At 64.4% G+C, this 17767-nt stretch carries 18 protein-coding genes and 1 pseudogene; 12 read left to right on the top strand and 7 right to left on the bottom strand.

Annotated elements, in window-relative coordinates:
- Positions 1-119: 119 nt before the first annotated feature.
- Both Q1A36_RS20120 and Q1A36_RS20115 read left to right on the top strand, forming a co-directional pair.
- Complete coding sequence (locus Q1A36_RS20120; protein WP_299847775.1) at positions 120-2213, top strand: PQQ-binding-like beta-propeller repeat protein; 2094 nt, start codon at positions 120-122, stop codon at positions 2211-2213.
- Between the two features lie 92 nt (positions 2214-2305).
- On the top strand, positions 2306-2722 hold the full coding sequence (locus Q1A36_RS20115; RefSeq protein ID WP_299847774.1) for a GFA family protein: 417 nt from the start codon (positions 2306-2308) through the stop codon (positions 2720-2722).
- A 287-nt stretch (positions 2723-3009) separates the two neighbouring features.
- On the opposite strand, the gene Q1A36_RS20110 is transcribed toward Q1A36_RS20115, so the two are convergent.
- The 5 genes from Q1A36_RS20110 to Q1A36_RS20090 form a co-directional block, all read right to left on the bottom strand.
- Positions 3010-3300: a putative quinol monooxygenase gene (locus tag Q1A36_RS20110; protein ID WP_299847773.1), complete on the bottom strand. Its 291-nt coding sequence runs from the start codon at positions 3298-3300 to the stop codon at positions 3010-3012.
- A gap of 50 nt (positions 3301-3350) precedes the next feature.
- The gene (locus Q1A36_RS20105) at positions 3351-3611 is read right to left on the bottom strand and encodes an SDR family oxidoreductase (RefSeq protein WP_299847776.1); all 261 of its coding nucleotides are present in this window, start codon (positions 3609-3611) and stop codon (positions 3351-3353) included.
- A 227-nt stretch (positions 3612-3838) separates the two neighbouring features.
- Complete coding sequence (locus Q1A36_RS20100; protein WP_299847771.1) at positions 3839-4075, bottom strand: hypothetical protein; 237 nt, start codon at positions 4073-4075, stop codon at positions 3839-3841.
- A 24-nt stretch (positions 4076-4099) separates the two neighbouring features.
- Positions 4100-4360: a hypothetical protein gene (locus tag Q1A36_RS20095; protein ID WP_299847769.1), complete on the bottom strand. Its 261-nt coding sequence runs from the start codon at positions 4358-4360 to the stop codon at positions 4100-4102.
- A complete protein-coding gene (locus tag Q1A36_RS20090) occupies positions 4360-5061 on the bottom strand; it encodes a VOC family protein (RefSeq protein WP_299847767.1) in 702 nt (233 codons plus the stop codon). Before Q1A36_RS20090 ends, Q1A36_RS20095 begins: the two co-directional genes overlap by 1 nt.
- Positions 5062-5174: 113 nt before the next feature.
- Here Q1A36_RS20090 and Q1A36_RS20085 point away from each other — a divergent pair, with 113 nt between their 5' ends.
- Entirely contained in the window at positions 5175-5909 is a 735-nt protein-coding gene (locus Q1A36_RS20085) for a TetR/AcrR family transcriptional regulator (RefSeq protein WP_299847765.1), read from the top strand.
- 30 nt (positions 5910-5939) lie between these two features.
- Here the strand turns inward: Q1A36_RS20085 and Q1A36_RS20080 are convergent, their stop codons facing one another.
- On the bottom strand, positions 5940-7013 hold the full coding sequence (locus Q1A36_RS20080; RefSeq protein WP_299847763.1) for a hypothetical protein: 1074 nt from the start codon (positions 7011-7013) through the stop codon (positions 5940-5942).
- A gap of 184 nt (positions 7014-7197) precedes the next feature.
- On the bottom strand, positions 7198-8049 hold the full coding sequence (locus Q1A36_RS20075) for an alpha/beta fold hydrolase (protein WP_299847761.1): 852 nt from the start codon (positions 8047-8049) through the stop codon (positions 7198-7200).
- Positions 8050-8398: 349 nt separating this feature from the next.
- Between Q1A36_RS20075 and Q1A36_RS20070 the strand changes: the two genes are divergently transcribed.
- The 9 genes and pseudogenes from Q1A36_RS20070 to Q1A36_RS20030 all read left to right on the top strand — a co-directional run.
- Positions 8399-9643: a hypothetical protein gene (locus tag Q1A36_RS20070; RefSeq protein ID WP_299847759.1), complete on the top strand. Its 1245-nt coding sequence runs from the start codon at positions 8399-8401 to the stop codon at positions 9641-9643.
- A gap of 20 nt (positions 9644-9663) precedes the next feature.
- Positions 9664-11337: an AMP-binding protein gene (locus Q1A36_RS20065; protein WP_299847757.1), complete on the top strand. Its 1674-nt coding sequence runs from the start codon at positions 9664-9666 to the stop codon at positions 11335-11337.
- Positions 11338-11365: 28 nt separating this feature from the next.
- Complete coding sequence (locus Q1A36_RS20060; RefSeq protein WP_299847755.1) at positions 11366-12508, top strand: FAD-dependent monooxygenase; 1143 nt, start codon at positions 11366-11368, stop codon at positions 12506-12508.
- Positions 12508-13011, top strand: coding sequence for a thioesterase family protein (locus Q1A36_RS20055; RefSeq protein WP_299847753.1), 504 nt, complete (start codon positions 12508-12510; stop codon positions 13009-13011). The genes Q1A36_RS20060 and Q1A36_RS20055 overlap by 1 nt, the downstream gene beginning before the upstream one ends.
- Complete coding sequence (locus tag Q1A36_RS20050; protein WP_299847751.1) at positions 13011-13772, top strand: Asp/Glu racemase; 762 nt, start codon at positions 13011-13013, stop codon at positions 13770-13772. Before Q1A36_RS20055 ends, Q1A36_RS20050 begins: the two co-directional genes overlap by 1 nt.
- Positions 13773-13800: 28 nt before the next feature.
- Positions 13801-14775, top strand: a complete 975-nt coding sequence (gene dctP, locus Q1A36_RS20045; protein WP_299847749.1) for a TRAP transporter substrate-binding protein DctP — start codon at positions 13801-13803, stop codon at positions 14773-14775.
- Positions 14776-14834: 59 nt separating this feature from the next.
- Positions 14835-15359: a TRAP transporter small permease gene (locus Q1A36_RS20040; protein ID WP_299847747.1), complete on the top strand. Its 525-nt coding sequence runs from the start codon at positions 14835-14837 to the stop codon at positions 15357-15359.
- Positions 15360-15362: 3 nt separating this feature from the next.
- A complete protein-coding gene (locus tag Q1A36_RS20035; RefSeq protein WP_299847746.1) occupies positions 15363-16652 on the top strand; it encodes a TRAP transporter large permease in 1290 nt (429 codons plus the stop codon).
- 553 nt (positions 16653-17205) lie between these two features.
- A pseudogene (locus tag Q1A36_RS20030) lies at positions 17206-17598 on the top strand (transposase); the annotation flags it as partial.
- Positions 17599-17767 lie beyond the last annotated feature (169 nt).

Below are 17767 nucleotides of genomic sequence, written 5' to 3'. Positions count from 1 at the left end.
CTTCGGTCTCTTGTTTGCCATCTCTGATCCTCCGTTTCCTCATAATAACGGCGGACCACTTCACAGGGGGAGGATCACCCCGCCTCGTCGCCCCGGTCTTCATGGCCACCTGCGCGCTGATGCTGATGCCGCTTGTCGCACCCGCACAGGGCGGCCCGGCAGGGGCGCGACTCTTCCTTCTTGGCGGTGGCGCCATGGCGGCGGCTTTCGCGGGCGCATTCGGCCTGATGTTCCTGCCCCATGACGTGATCAGCAACGCGGTCACGCTGACCCCCGGCAGCGTCTCGCAGGCGACGCAGGAGGCCGGCGATGACTGGTCGGCCTGGGGCCGGACCCCCGAGGGCCTGCGCTTCTCGACCGCCAGCCAGATCACTCCGGAGAACGTCTCGCAGCTTGAGGTCGCCTGGGTCGCGCGCACCGGCTTCGTCGCCGATCAGGCCGAGGGCAAGCAGGACCAGAACACGCCTCTGGCGATCGACGGCATACTGTATCAATGCGCCTCCGGATCACAGGTGACCGCGCTTGACGGCGCGACGGGCGAGATCAAGTGGCAGTTCGACCCCAAGGGCGCCTCGCCCTTCTGGAAGCGCTGCCGCACGCTAGCCTATTTTGATCCCGGCCCGCAGGACCAATGCGGCCCGCGCATCGTGATGACCACGACGGACACCCGACTGATCTCGCTAAAAGCCTCGGATGGCACGCCCTGCGAAAGTTTCGGCACCGATGGCGTGGTCGATCTGTCGGTCGGCATGGGCCAGCTGGTCCCCGCCGATCCGCCCGACGATGGCAGCGTGGTTCCGGCCGTTCCGGGCTTCCTCGCACAGACCACCGGCCCCTTCATCGGCAATGGCAAGATCGTCCTTGGCGCATGGGTTGCGGATAACGTCAGTCTGGGCGAGCCCTCGGGCGCGGTCAGGGCCTTCGATGCGCTGACCGGCGAACAGGTCTGGGCCTGGGATCTGGGCAATCCGGCGATCACCAACCTGCCGCCCGAGGGGGAAACCTATACCCGCGGCACCCCGAATGTCTGGAGCGGCATCGCCGTCGACGAACAGCTGGGTCTCGTCTACCTGCCGCTTGGCAATGCCACGCCCGATTACTACGGCGGCCAGAGGCGTGACTTCGACGATGAATACAACGCCTCGCTCGTGGCCCTCAATCTCGAGGACGGGCGCGAGGCCTGGCATTTCCGCACCATGAACCACGACATCTGGGACTATGACCTGCCCTCGCAACCGGCGCTGGCCGACGTGCCCGACGGCAAGGGCGACACCATCCCGGCGGTCATCCAGACCACCAAGCGGGGCCAGATCTTCGTGCTTGATCGCCGCACCGGCGAGCCGGTCAAGCCGGTCGAGGAAAAACCGGTGCCGCAGGGTGACGGTTCGGTCGAGGGCGAATATTACGCTGCAATCCAGCCCTATTCGACCGGCATGGCCGCGATCGGGGGTGAGCCGCTCAGCGAGGCGCAGATGTGGGGGGCGACGCCGATCGACCAGATGATGTGCCGCATCCTCTTCAAGCGCTACAACTATCAGGGCGATTTCACCCCGCAATCGACCCGGCCGACGCTGATCTATCCCGGCAATAATGGCGGCATGAACTGGGGCAGCGCCAGCGTCGACCAGACCCGCAACATGATGGTCGTGGCCGATATGCGGATGCCGGTGGTGGCAAGGCTGATCCCGCGGGAAGAGTTCCGCAAGGAGAACCCGGATTTCGCCGGCGATGCGCATGGCGCGCTTTCGGCGCAGTTCGGCCTTCCCTATGCCCATCACATCGTCAATTTCATGTCGCCCATCGGCATTCCCTGCCTGCAGCCGCCCTGGGGCACGGTGTCGGGCGTCGATGTCGCCAGCGGTGAACTGGTCTGGCAGCAACCCGCCGGCACCGGCAAGGATGTGACCTTCCCGGATCTCGGCCTGCAGAATCCCTTGCCCTTCTATGTGGGGATGCCGGCCCTCGGCGGCGCCTTCACCACCAGCACCGGGTTGGCCTTCCATTCCGGCACGCAGGACTATTACCTGCGCGCCTATGACACCGAGACCGGCGAGCTGCTATGGAAGGGGCGCCTGCCCTCGGGCTCGCAATCGACGCCGATGACCTATCTCGGCAAGGACGGAAAGCAGTATATCGCCCTGACCGCCGGCGGGGCGCGCTATAACCCCAAGGATTGGGCGGATTACATCATCGCCTTTGCCCTGCCCGAGTAATCGGGACGCGATCCCCCGCGCGCCGTGATGGGGCGCAGGGGCCCGGCGCCTCGCGCCGGACGGAAACCCCGTAACAACTGGAGAAGACAAGAATGGCCAAGATCCATGGAGGCTGCCTCTGCGGTAACATTCGCTATAGCAGCGATACTGATCCGCTGATGGTGGTGAACTGCTATTGCGAGAATTGCCGCAAGAACTCGGGCTCGACCCACAGCTTCAACCTCGGCATGCCGGCGGGGTCGTTGGAGGTCTGGGGCGAAACCGTCAAGACCTATACCGACCGCACCGGTGCCAGCGGCCAGCCCTTCTACCGCCATTTCTGTTCCAACTGCGGCACGCATTTCCGCTCGAACGGTCCGGCCTATGAGGGGATCGAGATGCTGAAGGGCGGCACGCTTGACGATCCCGAAGGCTTCAGGCCCGCAGCGCATATCTGGTGCGAGCAAAAGCCAAGCTGGATCGAGCTGCCGGAGGATGCGCCACAATTCCCGCGCAATCCGCAGCTGTGAGGCGAGGCGCTGGCCGGAATGCTGTCTTGCGCCGGCGCCCACTCATCGGGGGGCAATGATCTTGGTGCGCGGCATGGAGCCATTGTTCTGGCCGCCGCTCATACGCCTCTTTGCCTTCGCGCTGGTCTTCATCCTCTCGCCGGTGCCATCGTCCCCGTCTGGCGGGCAAGCTGCCTTGGGTCTTCGACATGGGCGGTCACCGGCGGCGGACTGGCCTTCTTCGGCACAACCATGGACCGCTACCTGCGCGCGCTCGTTATTCCGCATCCAAGTTCGGCGAGGTTCGTCTAATTCGCGCTTACCTCGTAGATCGCGATCTCCGGGGCCTCGGCCAGATACGGTTGGGCATCGGCCTGAAACGCGGCGCGATAGGGCTGGGCGTTATGCGCTTCCACGCTGGCCCTGTCGCGCCAGCGCTCGGCAAAGTGGGTCAAGTCCCAGTACTTGATATCCCCGCTGAGATCATGGGACAGGCGGCCATCATCCTTGCAAGCCCTGGGCATCAGGATTTTCAGCGCGTCCTCGATCTGGGTGGCGGCTCCGGGCCTCAGCAACAATGTGCCAATGACAACTATCAACTTCGTGGCTCCTTCAGGGGTTCTCGTCGCAGCAGGCCTGATCCCGCGTGTCAGCCTGCCGCCAGCGCGACCAAGCTCGGCTGACCGTTCGATGCGCTGAGACCGCCATCAATCGGCAGGATCACCCCATTGATGAAACCGGCGTCTTCATTGCTGGCCAGGAACGCGACCGCATGGGCGACCTCCTCGGGTTCGACAAGGCGACCCATCGGGATGCGCGCGACAAAGGCCCCGACAGCTTTGGCGTTGCCCGCCATCGGCGTGGCGAGGCGCGTATTTGCGACGGCAGGAGCCAAGGCGTTGACGCGGATATGTACGACCCAAGGCCGCGCTCAACTCATCGAACGTCCCTTCACGCCCAAGCCTCGTTGTCGGGGTATGGCCAGATTATGATCGTTGCTGTGATGCGGCCGATGGGCAGGGCCAATGCCGATCAAGCTGGCAACAGATCGCAGATCTGCCGCCCGGCGCCGGACCACCCAGAAATCAAGGCTGCCCGACTCAGACACCAGCGATGCGTCGCCCTGCATTGCGGTTTTCAAGCGGTAGAAGATGTTGCGGTTCGAGCGATAGCCGCAGCCTTGATCTTTTCAGGTCTTGTCCTAAATAAGGTGCCGCAGGCGCTGGCTTTTTTGCAGGTCCCGCAAAGGTTAAGGCCGGAACGCTGGTCGGTGGGGCTGATCTGCCGCCGCGACGCGGCCAGCGCGAGGTCAATGCACGTGCGGGCGGCCATCAGCGCGATCGCTTCGCTTTGGTCGGCAGGTTGTCCACACATGTTGCTTCTCCTCTTGCTGCCTTGTCACAATGGGCGGTTGGTGCCGATCACCCGCACCTCGTCGCGGCCCCAGGCCGCGATCTCGCCGTTCAGCCCGCCGGTGAAGATGCCGTACCAGACGGCGGGCTTCATCTTCATCGCCTTGCGCGAGAAGATCAGCTCGACCGGGGCGGTGATGGTCCAGTAACCCTTGACCGGCCCCGTGATGGTGACGTCGGGCTTGCCGCGCTGGGTTTCGACCATGGGCCGGAACTCGGGCACGTCGATGACATGAACCTCGATCATCACGCGGCCCCCTTGTAGGCATCGACCAGCTTGGCCTTGCGGCGCCAGACCATGTCGATGTCCGGCATCAGCTCGCCCGCCTCGCGGCATTCGCTCTCGACCTCCATCGCGGCCTGGATGGTCAGCCTTGCATCGACCTCGTCGATCAGCTCGGTCTCGCGCAGGCGGCGGGTGATCTCGACCGGATAGCCGTTCGGATCGGTGAAATAGATCGACTCGAGGATCTCGTGCTTGGTGTAGGGCGAGATCTTGATGCCGCGGGCCTCCAGCGTTTCCTTCCACTGGATCAGCTGTTCCTCGGTATCGACGGCCCAAGCGGTATGAGTGGCGAAGTAGAAATGATGCTCTTCCGGCACATAGCGCGCGGGCTGCTTGCTGCCGATGTAATAGAAGAAGGCGATGGTCGCGCCCTTGCCGGCATCGAAGAAGAAATGCAGGAAATCGTGGTGCCCCGGAGGACCCCATCCGCGCGCGCTGATGGCGTGGACCAGCGGCAGGCCCAGGATGTCGCGGTAGAATTCGATGGTCTCGTTCAGCTTCCAGGTCGGACGGGCGGTGTGGTCGACGCCGTTCAGCGCCAGCTGGATCCCATCCGTCACCGCATGGCGCGTGCCTGTCAGGCTGCCATCGCCGACGCCCATGGCATCGTTGAAATTCGTGGCGGAGGATGCGTCGTCGCGCTTTTCAAGGCTGTCAGTCATGGTGATCGGCTCCTCTTGCGAATCGGTCTGTCTCGGTGTCGCTTTCTATTAATTGACACTATCTCAATAAATAGCATTTGCCAAGGAAATTGTTGCCATGGCAATTACGGGGCATGAGCAGTGACACACATGAAAAGCGCGGCCGTGGCCGCCCGCGTCGCAGCGGTGACGGCGAGGACGGTCTGGTCGACCGCGAGAAGATCATCGATCTGGCCTATGATCTGGCGCGCAGCCAGTCGATCGACCAGGTGTCCTTCGTGCAGCTGGCCAAGGCCTTCGAGGTCAAGCCCGGCGCGCTGCATTACCACATCGGCACCAAGGATGACCTGACCTCGGCCATCCTGAACCGCTTCTATCGCGAGCTTCTGGCAAAGCTGACCGCGATGCCGGAGGAGCCGGACTGGCGCCGGCGCCTGTCGCATTTCGCGCAGACCCTGATGACCACCGAGCGTGATCATCGCGGGGCTGCCGAGCATATCCAGACCCATGCCAAGTTCCGGGTCTTCCAGCGGGTGCGCGATGGCGAAACGGATTATGGCGCGGCCTATCTGGACCACGCCTTTTCGCTGCTGCGCGGGGCTGGTTTCGACGCGGAAACGGCGGCGCTCTGCTATCACGTTCTGGCGCTGCATTGCCTGTCGGCGGCAACCTCGGCCAGTTCGCGGCTGGAACCCTCGGCGCACGAGAATTTCCTGACCGCACGGGCCGAGGCCTATGAATCCGGCGAGATGCCGGGGCTGGAGTTTGCCTTGCGCCCCTTCGCGCGGGTCAGGGCCGATGATGCCTTCCAGATCGGGCTCGAGGCGCTGCTCGATCGTTTTGCAACCATGCGGCGCGGCGACGGATAGCCGCCGCGCCTGTGCCGGGGCTTGTGCCCCTCAGTCAATGCTGACCCGGGTCAGCGGGAAGCCGACCACAACCGGGCCATCGAAGCCGCTCACCTCATCCATCCAGTCCTGCTGGGTCATGTCCGACGAGGTCAGGTGATAGAGGACCAGCTTCTTTACACCGGCGCTCTGGGCGATCGGGCCGATTTCCTCGACCGGCGTATGCGAGACCCGGATGTGGTGATACAGCGCCTCGGCATTGGCATTGCGTGGTGAGGGCAGAAACTCCTCCAGCCATGTCAGGCTCAGCGCTTCGTTCACCCAGATATCGACGCCCTCGACAAACTTGACCAGATTGTCGGTGATCGCGGTGTCGCCGGAAACGACGATCGTGCCATCGGCGGTTTCGAACTTGTAGGCGTAGGACGGATAGGTGGGGACGTGGTCGACCAGAATCGCGGTCACACGCACATTCTCGTCCTCATAGACCAGAATCGGCTGCATTGGCGGCGCGACATTGGCGCTTGGCGGGGGCAGATCGTCCGGTAACTTGATGTCCTGCGGGACGAAGACCTCGGCCGGGGGAACAACGCCGCTGTCGCGGATCACGTCGTTCAACGCCGCCGCATAGGCGTTGATCAACTGTGCAATCATCGATTCGGTGCCGGGATAGGGATTTTCGGGGTTCATTTCCGGGGGTGCCTCGGCCAACGATGCCGACAGCGGCACGGCCTCGCCGCGCGGCCCCGGCCCGATGATCGGCACCGGCCCGTTCTTCCCGATGCCCTGCAACAGCCCGCTGAGCAGCAGATGCGAAAGATCGATTAGGTGATCGGCATGCATATGGGTGATGAAGCCGGCGCGGATATTCTCGAACCCGTTTCTCGGCCCGCCCGGCGCGGCAAGGCCAGATGTGTAATAGTGATCTGCCCAGAGGCGGCCGAAATCGACGATATAGCGATCATCGTTGACCGCGATGGCGACCGAAGTTCCGCCCATGTCGCTGCCGCGAAACGAGGTTTGTCCGGCAAGACTGCCCAGAACCGTCACGCTGGTGCCGTCTTCGGCCAGAGCCGTGTCGGCCGTCACCGTAAGTGCAAGCGCATAGACCGTGCGCCTGGCCATTCCCTTGAATATGCTGAACAGCATTTTTTCCTCCTGTGAAGCTGAATTGATGTCGGGACTGGCGGCCGGGCCTGTCGTGTGGCGAGAGCGGGCTCTTACCGCTCTGGAAGGCCGGGCAAGCCATCCCTGGCGGGGTCACGCCGGTCGTGACCCTGCATCCGGTCGTGCGGACTGGCGCGGTTGGTCAGAGCGCCGCCGCGAAGCCCAGCATCTCGTCGTGGAAATCGCCGCTGCGCCGATGGAAATCGATGCAATGGCCGGCCCCGGCGAAGAGGCCGGTTTCGACCTTGGGCGCGCGGGTGAACATCGCGGCGACGGTGGCCTGATCGGCGATGTGCCAAAGCTGCTCGTGCTGGGCCAACTTGTAATAGACCGGAACGCTGACCTGTCCCAGAAGGCCGGGGGCGCGCTGGCCCCAGTCGCCGGCAATGTCGATGGCCTCGGCCCGGGGCATCTGCGTGTTGGCCGGGTGGCTGGCCGCCGGCATGGTCTCGGGCAGGGTATCGGGCGGGCCGAACATGACCTGATCCTTCAGCGCCGTCGGCAGTTCGACGAAATAGCCCGGCGGCAATTTGGCGAAATCCTCGGCCAGATGGGCGGGCAGGGTCTGGGCGAAGCCGGTCACCATGATGCCGCGGAGCGGCCAATCCGGTTGCCGCGCGGCGATGGAGGCGGCGATCACCCCGCCCATGGAATGCCCGATCAGCGCGATGCCCTCGGGCTGCAGATCCAGCGCCCCGGTGATCTCGCCCATCAGATCCGCCAGCCGCGCGGCATTGCGGTCGAGCATCTCGGGGCCATCCTTCAGCGGCTCGGTGCCGCCGTATCCGGGGCGATCCGGCGCGATGATGTCGAAACCGGCGGCCATGGCCCGGTCGATCAGCGAATGGCCGGGGATGTCGAAATAGCGGCTGGAATAGGTGCCGCCGTGGATGGCGACCAGCAGGGTCGGCTGTTTGCCGGCGCTCTCCGCTGCTCGACCGAAAATACCGGAAACCGGTCCTTGACTGGTGGTGATTTCGAAGGTGCGTTTCATCGTCCCTGGTCTCCTCCCATTGACGTGCCTTTTCGATGTGACCGGAGATGACGACCGGGTGCCGCCAGCGTCGGTTCTCTCGTTACTAGCCATTATTTGATATAGTGTCAATTAAAGATCTCGCAACCGGATGCGGTGAAGGTCCGGTCAGTCGGCTGACCTGCTGCCCTTGCCAGTCGATTCGGATTTCTGGTCGGGTTCGGATGAGAGAGGGGCGCTTCATCCTGCGGCCTGTCTCAAGAAAATCTTGGTAAAACAGGTGGGAAGCTCATTAATTGCCACGCAGTCAATAAATATTGACATAGTATCAATAAAGAGGCATGGTGAGAGGCAGATCAAGGAGGAACCAATGTCGGTACAGGATTTCATGCCACTGGCGGGGCTGCGGGGCGCGCAATGGGACCCGAGCCGTCTGCCGGGCGATCTGGTGTCTACCGTGCATACGTTGACCACGGTGGATGGCGCCAATGTCACCGGCTATCTTTATCGTCGCGGTGGTGAGAAGGCGGTCTGCTGCCTGATGCATCCGCGCGAGATTCTGGCCACGCATTACCTGGTGCCGGAACTGCTCGAGGCGGGCGCGGCGGTCTGGGTTCAGGGCTCGCGCGCCGCCGGCAACGACCTGCGGCTGGAGCATGAACTGGCCGTGCTGGATGTCGATGCCGGCACCGCCTTCCTGCGGGGTCGCGGTTATGACCAGATCGTGCTCGTTGGCAATTCCGGCGGTGGCGGCCTGTTCGCCTATTACGCCGAGCAGGCCAATCTTTCCCCCGCAGAGCGCGAGACCAGCACCCCGGCCGGTCGCCGGGTCAAGCTGGCCGAAGCGCCGATGGTGCGCCCCGACCTGATGATCTTCGTCGCGCCGCATCCGGGGCAGGGGATCCTGTTGATGAATTCGCTCGACCCCTCGGTCACCGATGAGCGCGACCCGCTGTCGATCGATCCGGCGCTGTTCCCGTTTTCGGCAAGTAACGGCTATGCCCCCGACGGCGCGCGCTATGCACCGGACTTCATCGCCGCCTATCGCGCCGCGCAAAAGGCGCGGGTGGCGCGGATCGACGAGACGGCGCGGCAGATGGTGCGGCTGAGGATGGAGGCGCGCAAAGCCGTCAAGGCCGGCGCCAGTGACCCGGCGACGCAGCTGGCCGCGGGCTGGCAGCATATCTTCGAGGTGCCGCGCACCGATGCCGATCTTCGGAACTGGGATCTCAGCATCGATCCGACAGACCGCAGCCTCGGCTCGCTCTGGGGGCGCGATCCGTTCAAGACCAATATGAACGGCGTCGGCTTCGGCAAGGTCTGCACGCCGGAAAGCTGGCTTTCGACCTGGTCGGGGCTGACCTCGAAGGCCAGCGTGCTGCGCTGCGCCCCGGCCATCGACCAGCCGAGCTTCGTCCTCCGCTATACCGCCGATGCCTGCGTCTTCCCCGAGGAACTGGACAGCATCGTCGATGCCCTGGGAACCACTGACAAATCCTGTGTCGCGCTGCGCGGCACCCATCACGGCCAGCCCCTCGCGGCTGGCGAGCCGAGCGGCCAGATCCTCGCGGGCGAGGCCATCCGAGGCTGGTTGAAGAACCGGCTGCTGACCTGACCGCGACAAGGGAGGAAACCATGTCATTTGAACCCGAAGAGCTGATCGAGGGCGTTGTCTATCCCGACGCGGCCGATCTGAAGCGCTGGACCGAGGCCGGAGCGCTGACCCTGGAAACCCTGGCCGATGGCTTTCGCGCCGCTGCAGCCCGCCATGCGACCCGCGATGCGGTGAACTGGCAGGGCGGCCGGATGAGCTATGCCGATCTCGACGCCGCGACCGACAGGGTGGCGGCCGGGCTTCTGTCACTGGGTCTGAGGCCGCTCGACCGGGTGGTGTTCCAGTTGACCAACACGCCCGAGGCGCTGGTCGCCTTCTTGGCCTGCTGGAAGGCCGCGATCATCCCGATCTGCACACTGGCCGCCCATCGCGAGGCCGAGATCGGCTATCTGGCCCGCTTTGCCGGCGCCCGCGCGCATTTCATCGAAAGCGATGCGGAGAAGTTCGATTTCACCGCTTTTGCCCGCAAGATGCAGGGCGAGATCGACAGCCTTCAGACGATTGTCTCGACCCGTGGCGAAGCCGGCGAGGGCGTTGTCGACATGCAGGAATTCCTCGCTGGTGATCTGGGCGAGGCGCTTCGGGTTCTGGACGATGTCCCGCAGGACCCCTGGCAGGTCGCGGCCTTCCAGTTGTCGGGCGGAACCACCGGCGTTCCCAAGATCATTCCGCGCATGCATTCGGAATATCTCTACAACATGCGCGCGGTCATGGCATTCAAGGGCTGGACCGCCGAGGACCGGCTGTTCGTTCCGATGCCCTTTGCCCATAACCTGAACATGGGCTGCGGCTGGGGGCCGTTCCTGATGTCGGGCGGCACGGTCATCGCCACCCCGCGCGTCGATCAGGCGGCCATGCGCGAGATCCACAATGCGCTGTCCCCCACGGTCATGGGCGCCGCCAAGCCCATCGTCATGCGGATGAAGGCCGAGATCGCCGAGGGCCGGATCACCACCGGCAAGCTGCGCGAGATCTTCTCGACCGATGCGGCCGAGATCGTCAGCACCGAGATGAAGGTGCCCGGCCACCTTATCTTCGGCATGACCGAGGGCACGATCATGTTCACCCGCGCGGGCGACAGCGACTTCATCCGCTTCCAGACCTGCGGCACCCCGGTTTCCGAACATGACCGGGTACGGCTTCTGGCGCCCGGCACCGAGGACGAGGTCGAGACCGGCCAGATCGGCGAATTGGCGGTGTTCGGTCCCTATACGATCCGCGGCTATTACAACGCGCCGGAACGCAACGCCGAGACCTTCACCTCGGATGGCTTCTATCGCTCGGGCGACCTGATGAAGGCCCACCGCATCGACGGCGTGACTTATTATTCCTTCGAGGGCCGCATCAAGGACGTGGTCGACCGCGCCGGCGAGAAGGTGAATTGCGAAGAGGTCGAGCGCGCGGTGATGGCCCATCCCGCCTTTACCGATGTGGCGGTGGTGGGCATGCCCTCGCCGACCCACGGCGAACGCATCTGCCTTTATGCCGTCGCCGCGCCGAACAGCCACCTGCCGGATGTGCGCGAGTTGGGGGCCTTTCTGAAGGCGGCCGGTCTGGCGGTCTTCAAATGGCCCGAGCGGATCGAACCCATCGACGCCCTGCCGCTGACCAAGGTGGGCAAGCTGGACAAGGCGGTTCTGCGACAGCGCATCGCCGAGACGCTGAAGGCGGAAGAACCCGCCGCCACGCACTGACCCCGCAGGGAAACGAAAGGAGAGGATCATGAAGATCAATGTTCTGGGCGGTGGCCCCTCGGGTCTCTATTTCGCCTATCTCGCGCGCAAGCGCCTTGGCGATGTCGAGGTGAATGTGCACGAGCGCAATGCCCCCGACGCGACCTTCGGCTTTGGCGTGGTGCTGGCCGGCGCCGGCCTGGCGCGGCTTCAGGCCGCGGATGCGGACAGCTTCGCCCGGCTCGATGCCATCACCAAGCGCTTGGGCAATCAGGAGATCATCCTGAACGGTCAGGCGGTCCAGGTCGAGGGCGAGGCCTATGGCGGCGCCGTCGAACGGCTGACCCTGCTGAAGACGCTGCAGGATCTCTGTGCCGAGGTCGGCGTCAACGTCACCTATCACGCCCAGATCGATGATCCGCGGCTGCTTGATGATGCCGATCTGGTGGTCGGGGCCGATGGTGCCAATTCGACCCTGCGCCGCAGCTTCGAGGCCCAGTTCGGCACCCATGGCAGCCAGCTCTCGAACGCCTTCGCCTGGTATGGGGCCGAGCGGCTGCATGACCGCCCGACACTGAGCTTCCGCAATGCCGGGGGCGGGGCCTTCTGCGCGCATTACTATCCCTATACCGACCGGATGTGCACCTTCGTCATGGAATGCGACCGCGCGGCCTGGGAGGGCTGCGGCTTCGAAGCGATGACCAATGATCAGCGCCAGGCGTTTGTCGAGGACCTGTTCCGCGACGACCTGCAAGGCCAGCCGCTGATCTCGAACAAGTCGGAATGGCGGAATTTCCAGCCGGTCTGGAATGACAGTTGGACCCATGGCAACCGGGTGCTGATCGGCGACGCCGTCCGCCGCGCGCATTTCTCGATCGGCTCGGGCACGCGGATTGCGATGGAGGATTCCATTGCGCTGGTGAAGGCGCTGGAGAGCGAGGCCGATGTTGCCTCGGCACTGGCCGCCTATGTCGCCGCCCGCAAGCCCGCTGCCGATATCCTGATCGGTGCGGCCCGCGAAAGCTATGGCTGGTACGAGGAAATGGGCGAGCACATGGCCGATGCGGCCAGCCCCCATGCCTTTGCCTTCGACTACCTGACCCGCACCGGCCGCGTCGATGCCGCCCGCGTCGCCGCCGATTACCCGGGCTTCATGGCGGCTTACCGGTCGGAACGGGCAGGGGCGGCGTGATGACCATTCCCTATACCTTCTTCCCCGCGACGGAAGAGATCGTCTCGGACGGGCCGCTGGTCATCCGCCGTGTCGTCCGCTGGGGCGACTGCGACCCGGCGGGTGTCGCCTATACGCCGCGCTTTCTCGACTATGTGGTGACCGCGCATGAGGTCTTCATCAGCATGATGCTGGGCGGTCCGATCCATCTGCTGAAGGACGGGCTGTCGGTCGATTTCCCGGTGCGCGGGGTCGAGATCGACTTTCGCTCGACCCTGCCGCTGGATGCGCAGTTCGACATGGAGGTGCGCGTGGGCGAGATCCGCAGCCGCACCTTCGACCTGTTGATCCGCGCCCGCAAGGTTGAAAGCGAGGGCAAGCGGCAGGGGCCGCTGGCCTTCACCGCTCGGATCACCCCGGTCACGGTCGACCGCCACAGCCGAGCCGCCGTTGCCCTGCCTGAGCAACTGAAATCGCGCGTAGCCGCCTATGCCGCCGCGCATCCCGTCAAGGAGACCAGCTAATGCGCGCCTATCGCATCGGGCAGATCGTGCCCTCATCGAACATCACCATGGAAACCGAGATCCCGGCCATGCTGCGCTCGCGCGAGACCATCCGGCCCGAGCGTTTCACCTTTCACTCCAGCCGGATGCGGATGAAGAAGGTGACGCAGGAAGAGCTGACGGCGATGGACCGCGACTCGCTGCGCTGCGCGCGGGAACTCTCGGATGCCGATGTCGACGTGATGGGCTATGCCTGCCTTGTGGCGATCATGAGCCAGGGCCTCGGCTATCACCGCATCTCCAAGACCAACCTGGAAGGCGCGATCACGGACGAGGGCAAGTCGATCCCGGTCGTGTCCTCGGCCGGTGCGCTGATCGAGGGGCTGAAGGAAATGGGCGCGAAGCGGGTCAGCCTGCTGATGCCCTATATGAAGCCGCTGGCGCAGCGGGTCACCGATTACGTCGCCAATGAGGGCTTCGAGATCCAGGACAGCCTGGCGCTGGAGATCGAGGACAACCTGGCCGTCGCGGCTCGCGATCCGCTGGCGCTGATCGAGGATGTGAAGCGGCTGGACACCAAGGGCGTCGATGCCGTGGTGCTGTCCTGCTGCGTGCAGATGCCCTCTCTACCGGCACTTGCGCCGGTCGAGGCGGCACTGGGGATCCCGGTGACCTCGGCAGCGGCCTGCACGGTGCGCTCGATGCTGCAGCAGATGCGGCTTGAGCCGGTGGTGCCTGCCGCGGGGGCCATACTGGCGCCCGGGCTGCGGCCGGCCGCCTAAAATCACGACATTCAAGGGAGGAATGACAATGACCCAAGCAAAAATGCTGGCCCTCGCCGGCGCATTCATGGCCATTGCCGGCAGTGCGGCGGCGGAAACCAAGGTGCGGATGCTGAACACCTGGGATGACCGCTATCCCGGCTCGACGGTGATCTGCGAACGCTATGCCCAGCTTCTGACCGAGGCCTCGGGCGGTGAGATCACCGTCCAGATCTCGGGGCCGGAAACCATCCCGCCGCTGGAACAGCTCGAGCCGACACAGGCCGGGTTGTTCCAGATCCTCTGCACCTATCCGGGGTTCCACACCGGCAGTTCGACCCTGCTGACCGGGCTGGAAAGCATCCGGCCCGATCCCGAGGCCTTCCGTGCCTCGGGGGCGATGGACGAGATCCGCGACAGCTATGGCAAGCTGGGCCTGCATGTCGTTTCGGTGCCGCTGGCCCATGGTTACTGGATCTTCATGAACAAGGGTCTGTCCGAGCGGGGTGATCTGACCGGCCGGCAGATCCGCGCCCTGCCGCCGCAGCACCCCTATATCACCGCCATCGGCGGCACCCCCGTCGTGCTGCCCCCGGCCGAGATGTTCAGCGCGCTGGAGCGCGGTGTCATCGACGGGGCCCTGTTCCCGGCAGCGGGGGCCTCGGGCTACGGTTTTGCCGAGGTGGCCGACAGCTATCTGACCACCAACATTTCCTCGCCCCATGTGATCCTGGCCAACCAGGCCTTCTGGGACGGTCTGCCCGAGGATCTGCGCGCGGTGTTCGACGCCCAGGCCGAGGTTCTCGAGACCGAGATCCCCGGCGTCTATGACCGGCTGAACGCCGAGGAGGCCGAGAAGCTGGCAGCGGCGGGGATGCAGAAGCTGGAACTGGACGCGGCCACCGCCGCGCGACTGGAGGAGGGCGTGGCCAGCGGGGCCTGGACCTTCGCGCAAAGCCGCGACCCCGAGTCCGCCGCACGGCTTGAAGACCGGGTCACAGAGGCCGGTCTCTTGACCAACTGAGCGCGATGGTGGCGGGCCGCCAAGGCGGCCCGCCGCCTCTTTTGCGGGAGGAGAAACACATGTTCAGGACCATCGGCCGAGTTCACGACAGGCTGTCCGAAACCGGCCTCTGGCTGGGCATGGGCGCGCTGGCGGCGATCGCGGCGATCTCGTTCGCGGCCACCATGTCGCGCTATCTTCTGGGGGCGCCCATCGCCTGGGTGCCGGATTGGAGCGGCTATCTGCTGGCTTTCTCGATCTTCGTGACCGCCCCGGCGGTGACGAAATACGGTCAGCATGTCGCGATGGATATCCTGGCCTCGGTCTTCACCGCGCCGTGGCTGCTCCGGCTGCTGAGCCTCGCCGCGCTGCTGTCCACCTTTGCCATCCTTACCACCATGAGCTGGATCGTCTGGCAGTCGCTTATGTCTGCGCTCGACGCCGGAACCATGACCGCCGCCGGCTATCCCATTCCGCGCTGGTGGCTCCTGGCCGTGGTCTTCTATGGCTTCGCCTCATCTGCCCTGCACGTGCTGCGGATGCTGGCCTTCCGTCCCCAAAAGGCCGGGCTTCCCCAGCCGCTTGCCGCAACCGAAAGGGTCTGAACCATGCCGATCTATGCCAGTTTCGCCGTGCTCGCGCTGCTGTTCCTGCTGGGCGTCCCGGTCTTCGCCGCCTTCTTCGGCTTCAACATCTTCGCCGCGCTGCTGCTGATGGGGCCGCAGATGCTGTCGATCTTCCCGGCCTCGATCCTCGACACTTCGATGACCTCCGAGCTGGTGACGGTGCCGCTGTTCATCCTGTTGGGGGAGCTGCTGTTCCGCTCAGGCTGCATCACCATCCTGTTCGATGCGGTGGATGACATCATCGGTGGCATTCGCGGGCGGCAATATGTGATCGTGGTGGTCATCTCGGTGCTTCTTGGCGCGCTGTCCGGTTCCGCGATTGCCGTGGCCGCGATGCTGGGCCGCACGGTGATGGCCGAGGGCATCCAGCGTGGCGGCGACAAGCATCTGCTGGCCGGTCTGGTTCTGGGCGGCGCCTGCCTTGCCCCGATCATTCCGCCGAGCTTCCTGATCGTGCTGATCGGCATGCTGTCGGGCACCTCGATCTCGTCCCTGCTGGCGGCGGGTGTTCTGCCGGGCATCGTCGCCGGGGTCCTGTTCTTCCTCTATGTCCAGGTCCTTCTGTGGCGCGATCCCTCGCGCGATATCGAACGGGCCAGCGACGCCCCGCGCGGCTCGATGCTGCGCGCCATCCTGTCGCTTCTGCCTTTCGCGATCGTCATCTTCGCCGTGCTGGGGCTGATTCTGCTGGGCATCGCCACGCCGAACGAATCCGCCGCCTGCGGGGTGTTCGGCGCGCTGGTCGTCGCCGCCATCTATCGGCGGCTGTCGCTGTCCATGGTGATCGAGGCGCTGAAGGGCACGGTGCTCATGTCCTCGATGATTTTGCTCATCATGGCGGCCTCGAAGATCCTGACGCAGCTCATGGCCTTTTCCGGGCTGACCGCTGATCTGGTCGCGCTGCTGACCGGGCTCGATCTGCCGCCCGTCGTGGTGCTGGCGATCCTGATGCTGATCCCCTTCGTCCTCTGCATGTTCCTTGACCAGATCGCGTTGATGCTGATCCTGATCCCGATCTATGTGCCGCTGCTGGCGACCTTCGGCTTCGATCCGCTGGTCTTCTGGACGCTGTTCCTGTTGAACCTGACCCTCGGCTCGATCACGCCGCCTTTCGGCTACGCGCTTTTCGCGCTGAGCGCCTCGAGCCCGAAGGATGTCAGCCTGCGCGAGATCTATGCCGCGTCCTGGCCCTTCATCGGGCTGATCGTGCTGACGCTGATCCTGGTCTGGGCCTTCCCGCCGCTGGCGACCTGGCTGCCCTCGCGGCTGTGAGCGGGACGACGACTGGAAGGCCGACAAGCAGCATCACGGGCCTCGCATGGATGGCCCGCTATCACGTGATATTGCGGCCCAATCTAACAGTTCACGTCGAGCCCTGCAGGAAGATCGGGCCAAACGGGATGCTGTCTCTCAACGTTGCGTCGCTGGTGCAGGTCGCTGGCGCGAGCCTGTTGAATCAGGATGACAAAGCAGGAAGGCTGCCATCGATCAGTTCCTCACTGAGTGCAACGTTGGTGCTCGAGAGCGCTGGATGTGTGTAAGGACCTTTCGGATGCCCTGATACCGAGGGCGCCTCGCTCGTCGGCGGGCGAGGGATTTGTTAAGGAATTGTAATAGTTTAAAAAATCATTTAGCGGCAAAGATTGAGGTTAGTCCTGTCGTTGCATGATTCGTTGTCGTCTCCATGGCGGAGCGAATTTCGTTCAATGCAATCCAAATCTCATCCTGCAACAAAAAATATACAGTAAATACAACGCTATGGCCTCGAATCATGCGGGGCTTTTGGCGTTCCGACGTACCGCGGTGCTACGACGGTGCAACGGGGGTGCTACGGGTGCTGACGTTGTCCGAGCTTCTGTCCAAGCACGATCAGGGCGACTTCCTGCGCGGCATCGCCGAGGCCGTTTTGCAGCTGATCATGGAGAGCGATGTCGACGGCCTGATCGGCGCCGGCCGACATGAGCGCAGCGGCGAGCGCACGACCTGGCGGAGCGGGTATCGGGATCGCGCGCTCGATCCCCGTTTGGGCAGGCTGAACCTGCGGGTGCCGAAGCTGCGGCAGGGCAGCTACTTCCCCGGCTTCCTTGAGGCCCGGAAAACTTCGGAACAAGCGCTGGTTGCGGTGATCCAGGAGGCTTGGATCGGCGGCGTCTCGACCCGCCGGGTCGACGAACTGGTGCAGGCCATGGGCCTCAGCGGCATCTCGAAGAGCACGGTGGACTTGCCCGGAAAAAGTGGAGAGCACCAACTGAGGAACCAGGAGGTGTTCTATGGGAAACGGGAACAGACCGACGCCGGAGTTTCGGCGTAAAGCGGTGCGGCTGGCACTGACCAGCGGCCGGACGCGGCGAGAGATCGCGGAGGATCTGGGCATCGGGCTGTCGACG

The sequence above is a fragment of the uncultured Paracoccus sp. genome (genome assembly GCF_947487305.1).
GTDB lineage: Bacteria > Pseudomonadota > Alphaproteobacteria > Rhodobacterales > Rhodobacteraceae > Paracoccus.
Note: the sequence above shows the minus strand (reverse complement) of the source record. Positions and strands in the feature narration are given on the sequence as shown.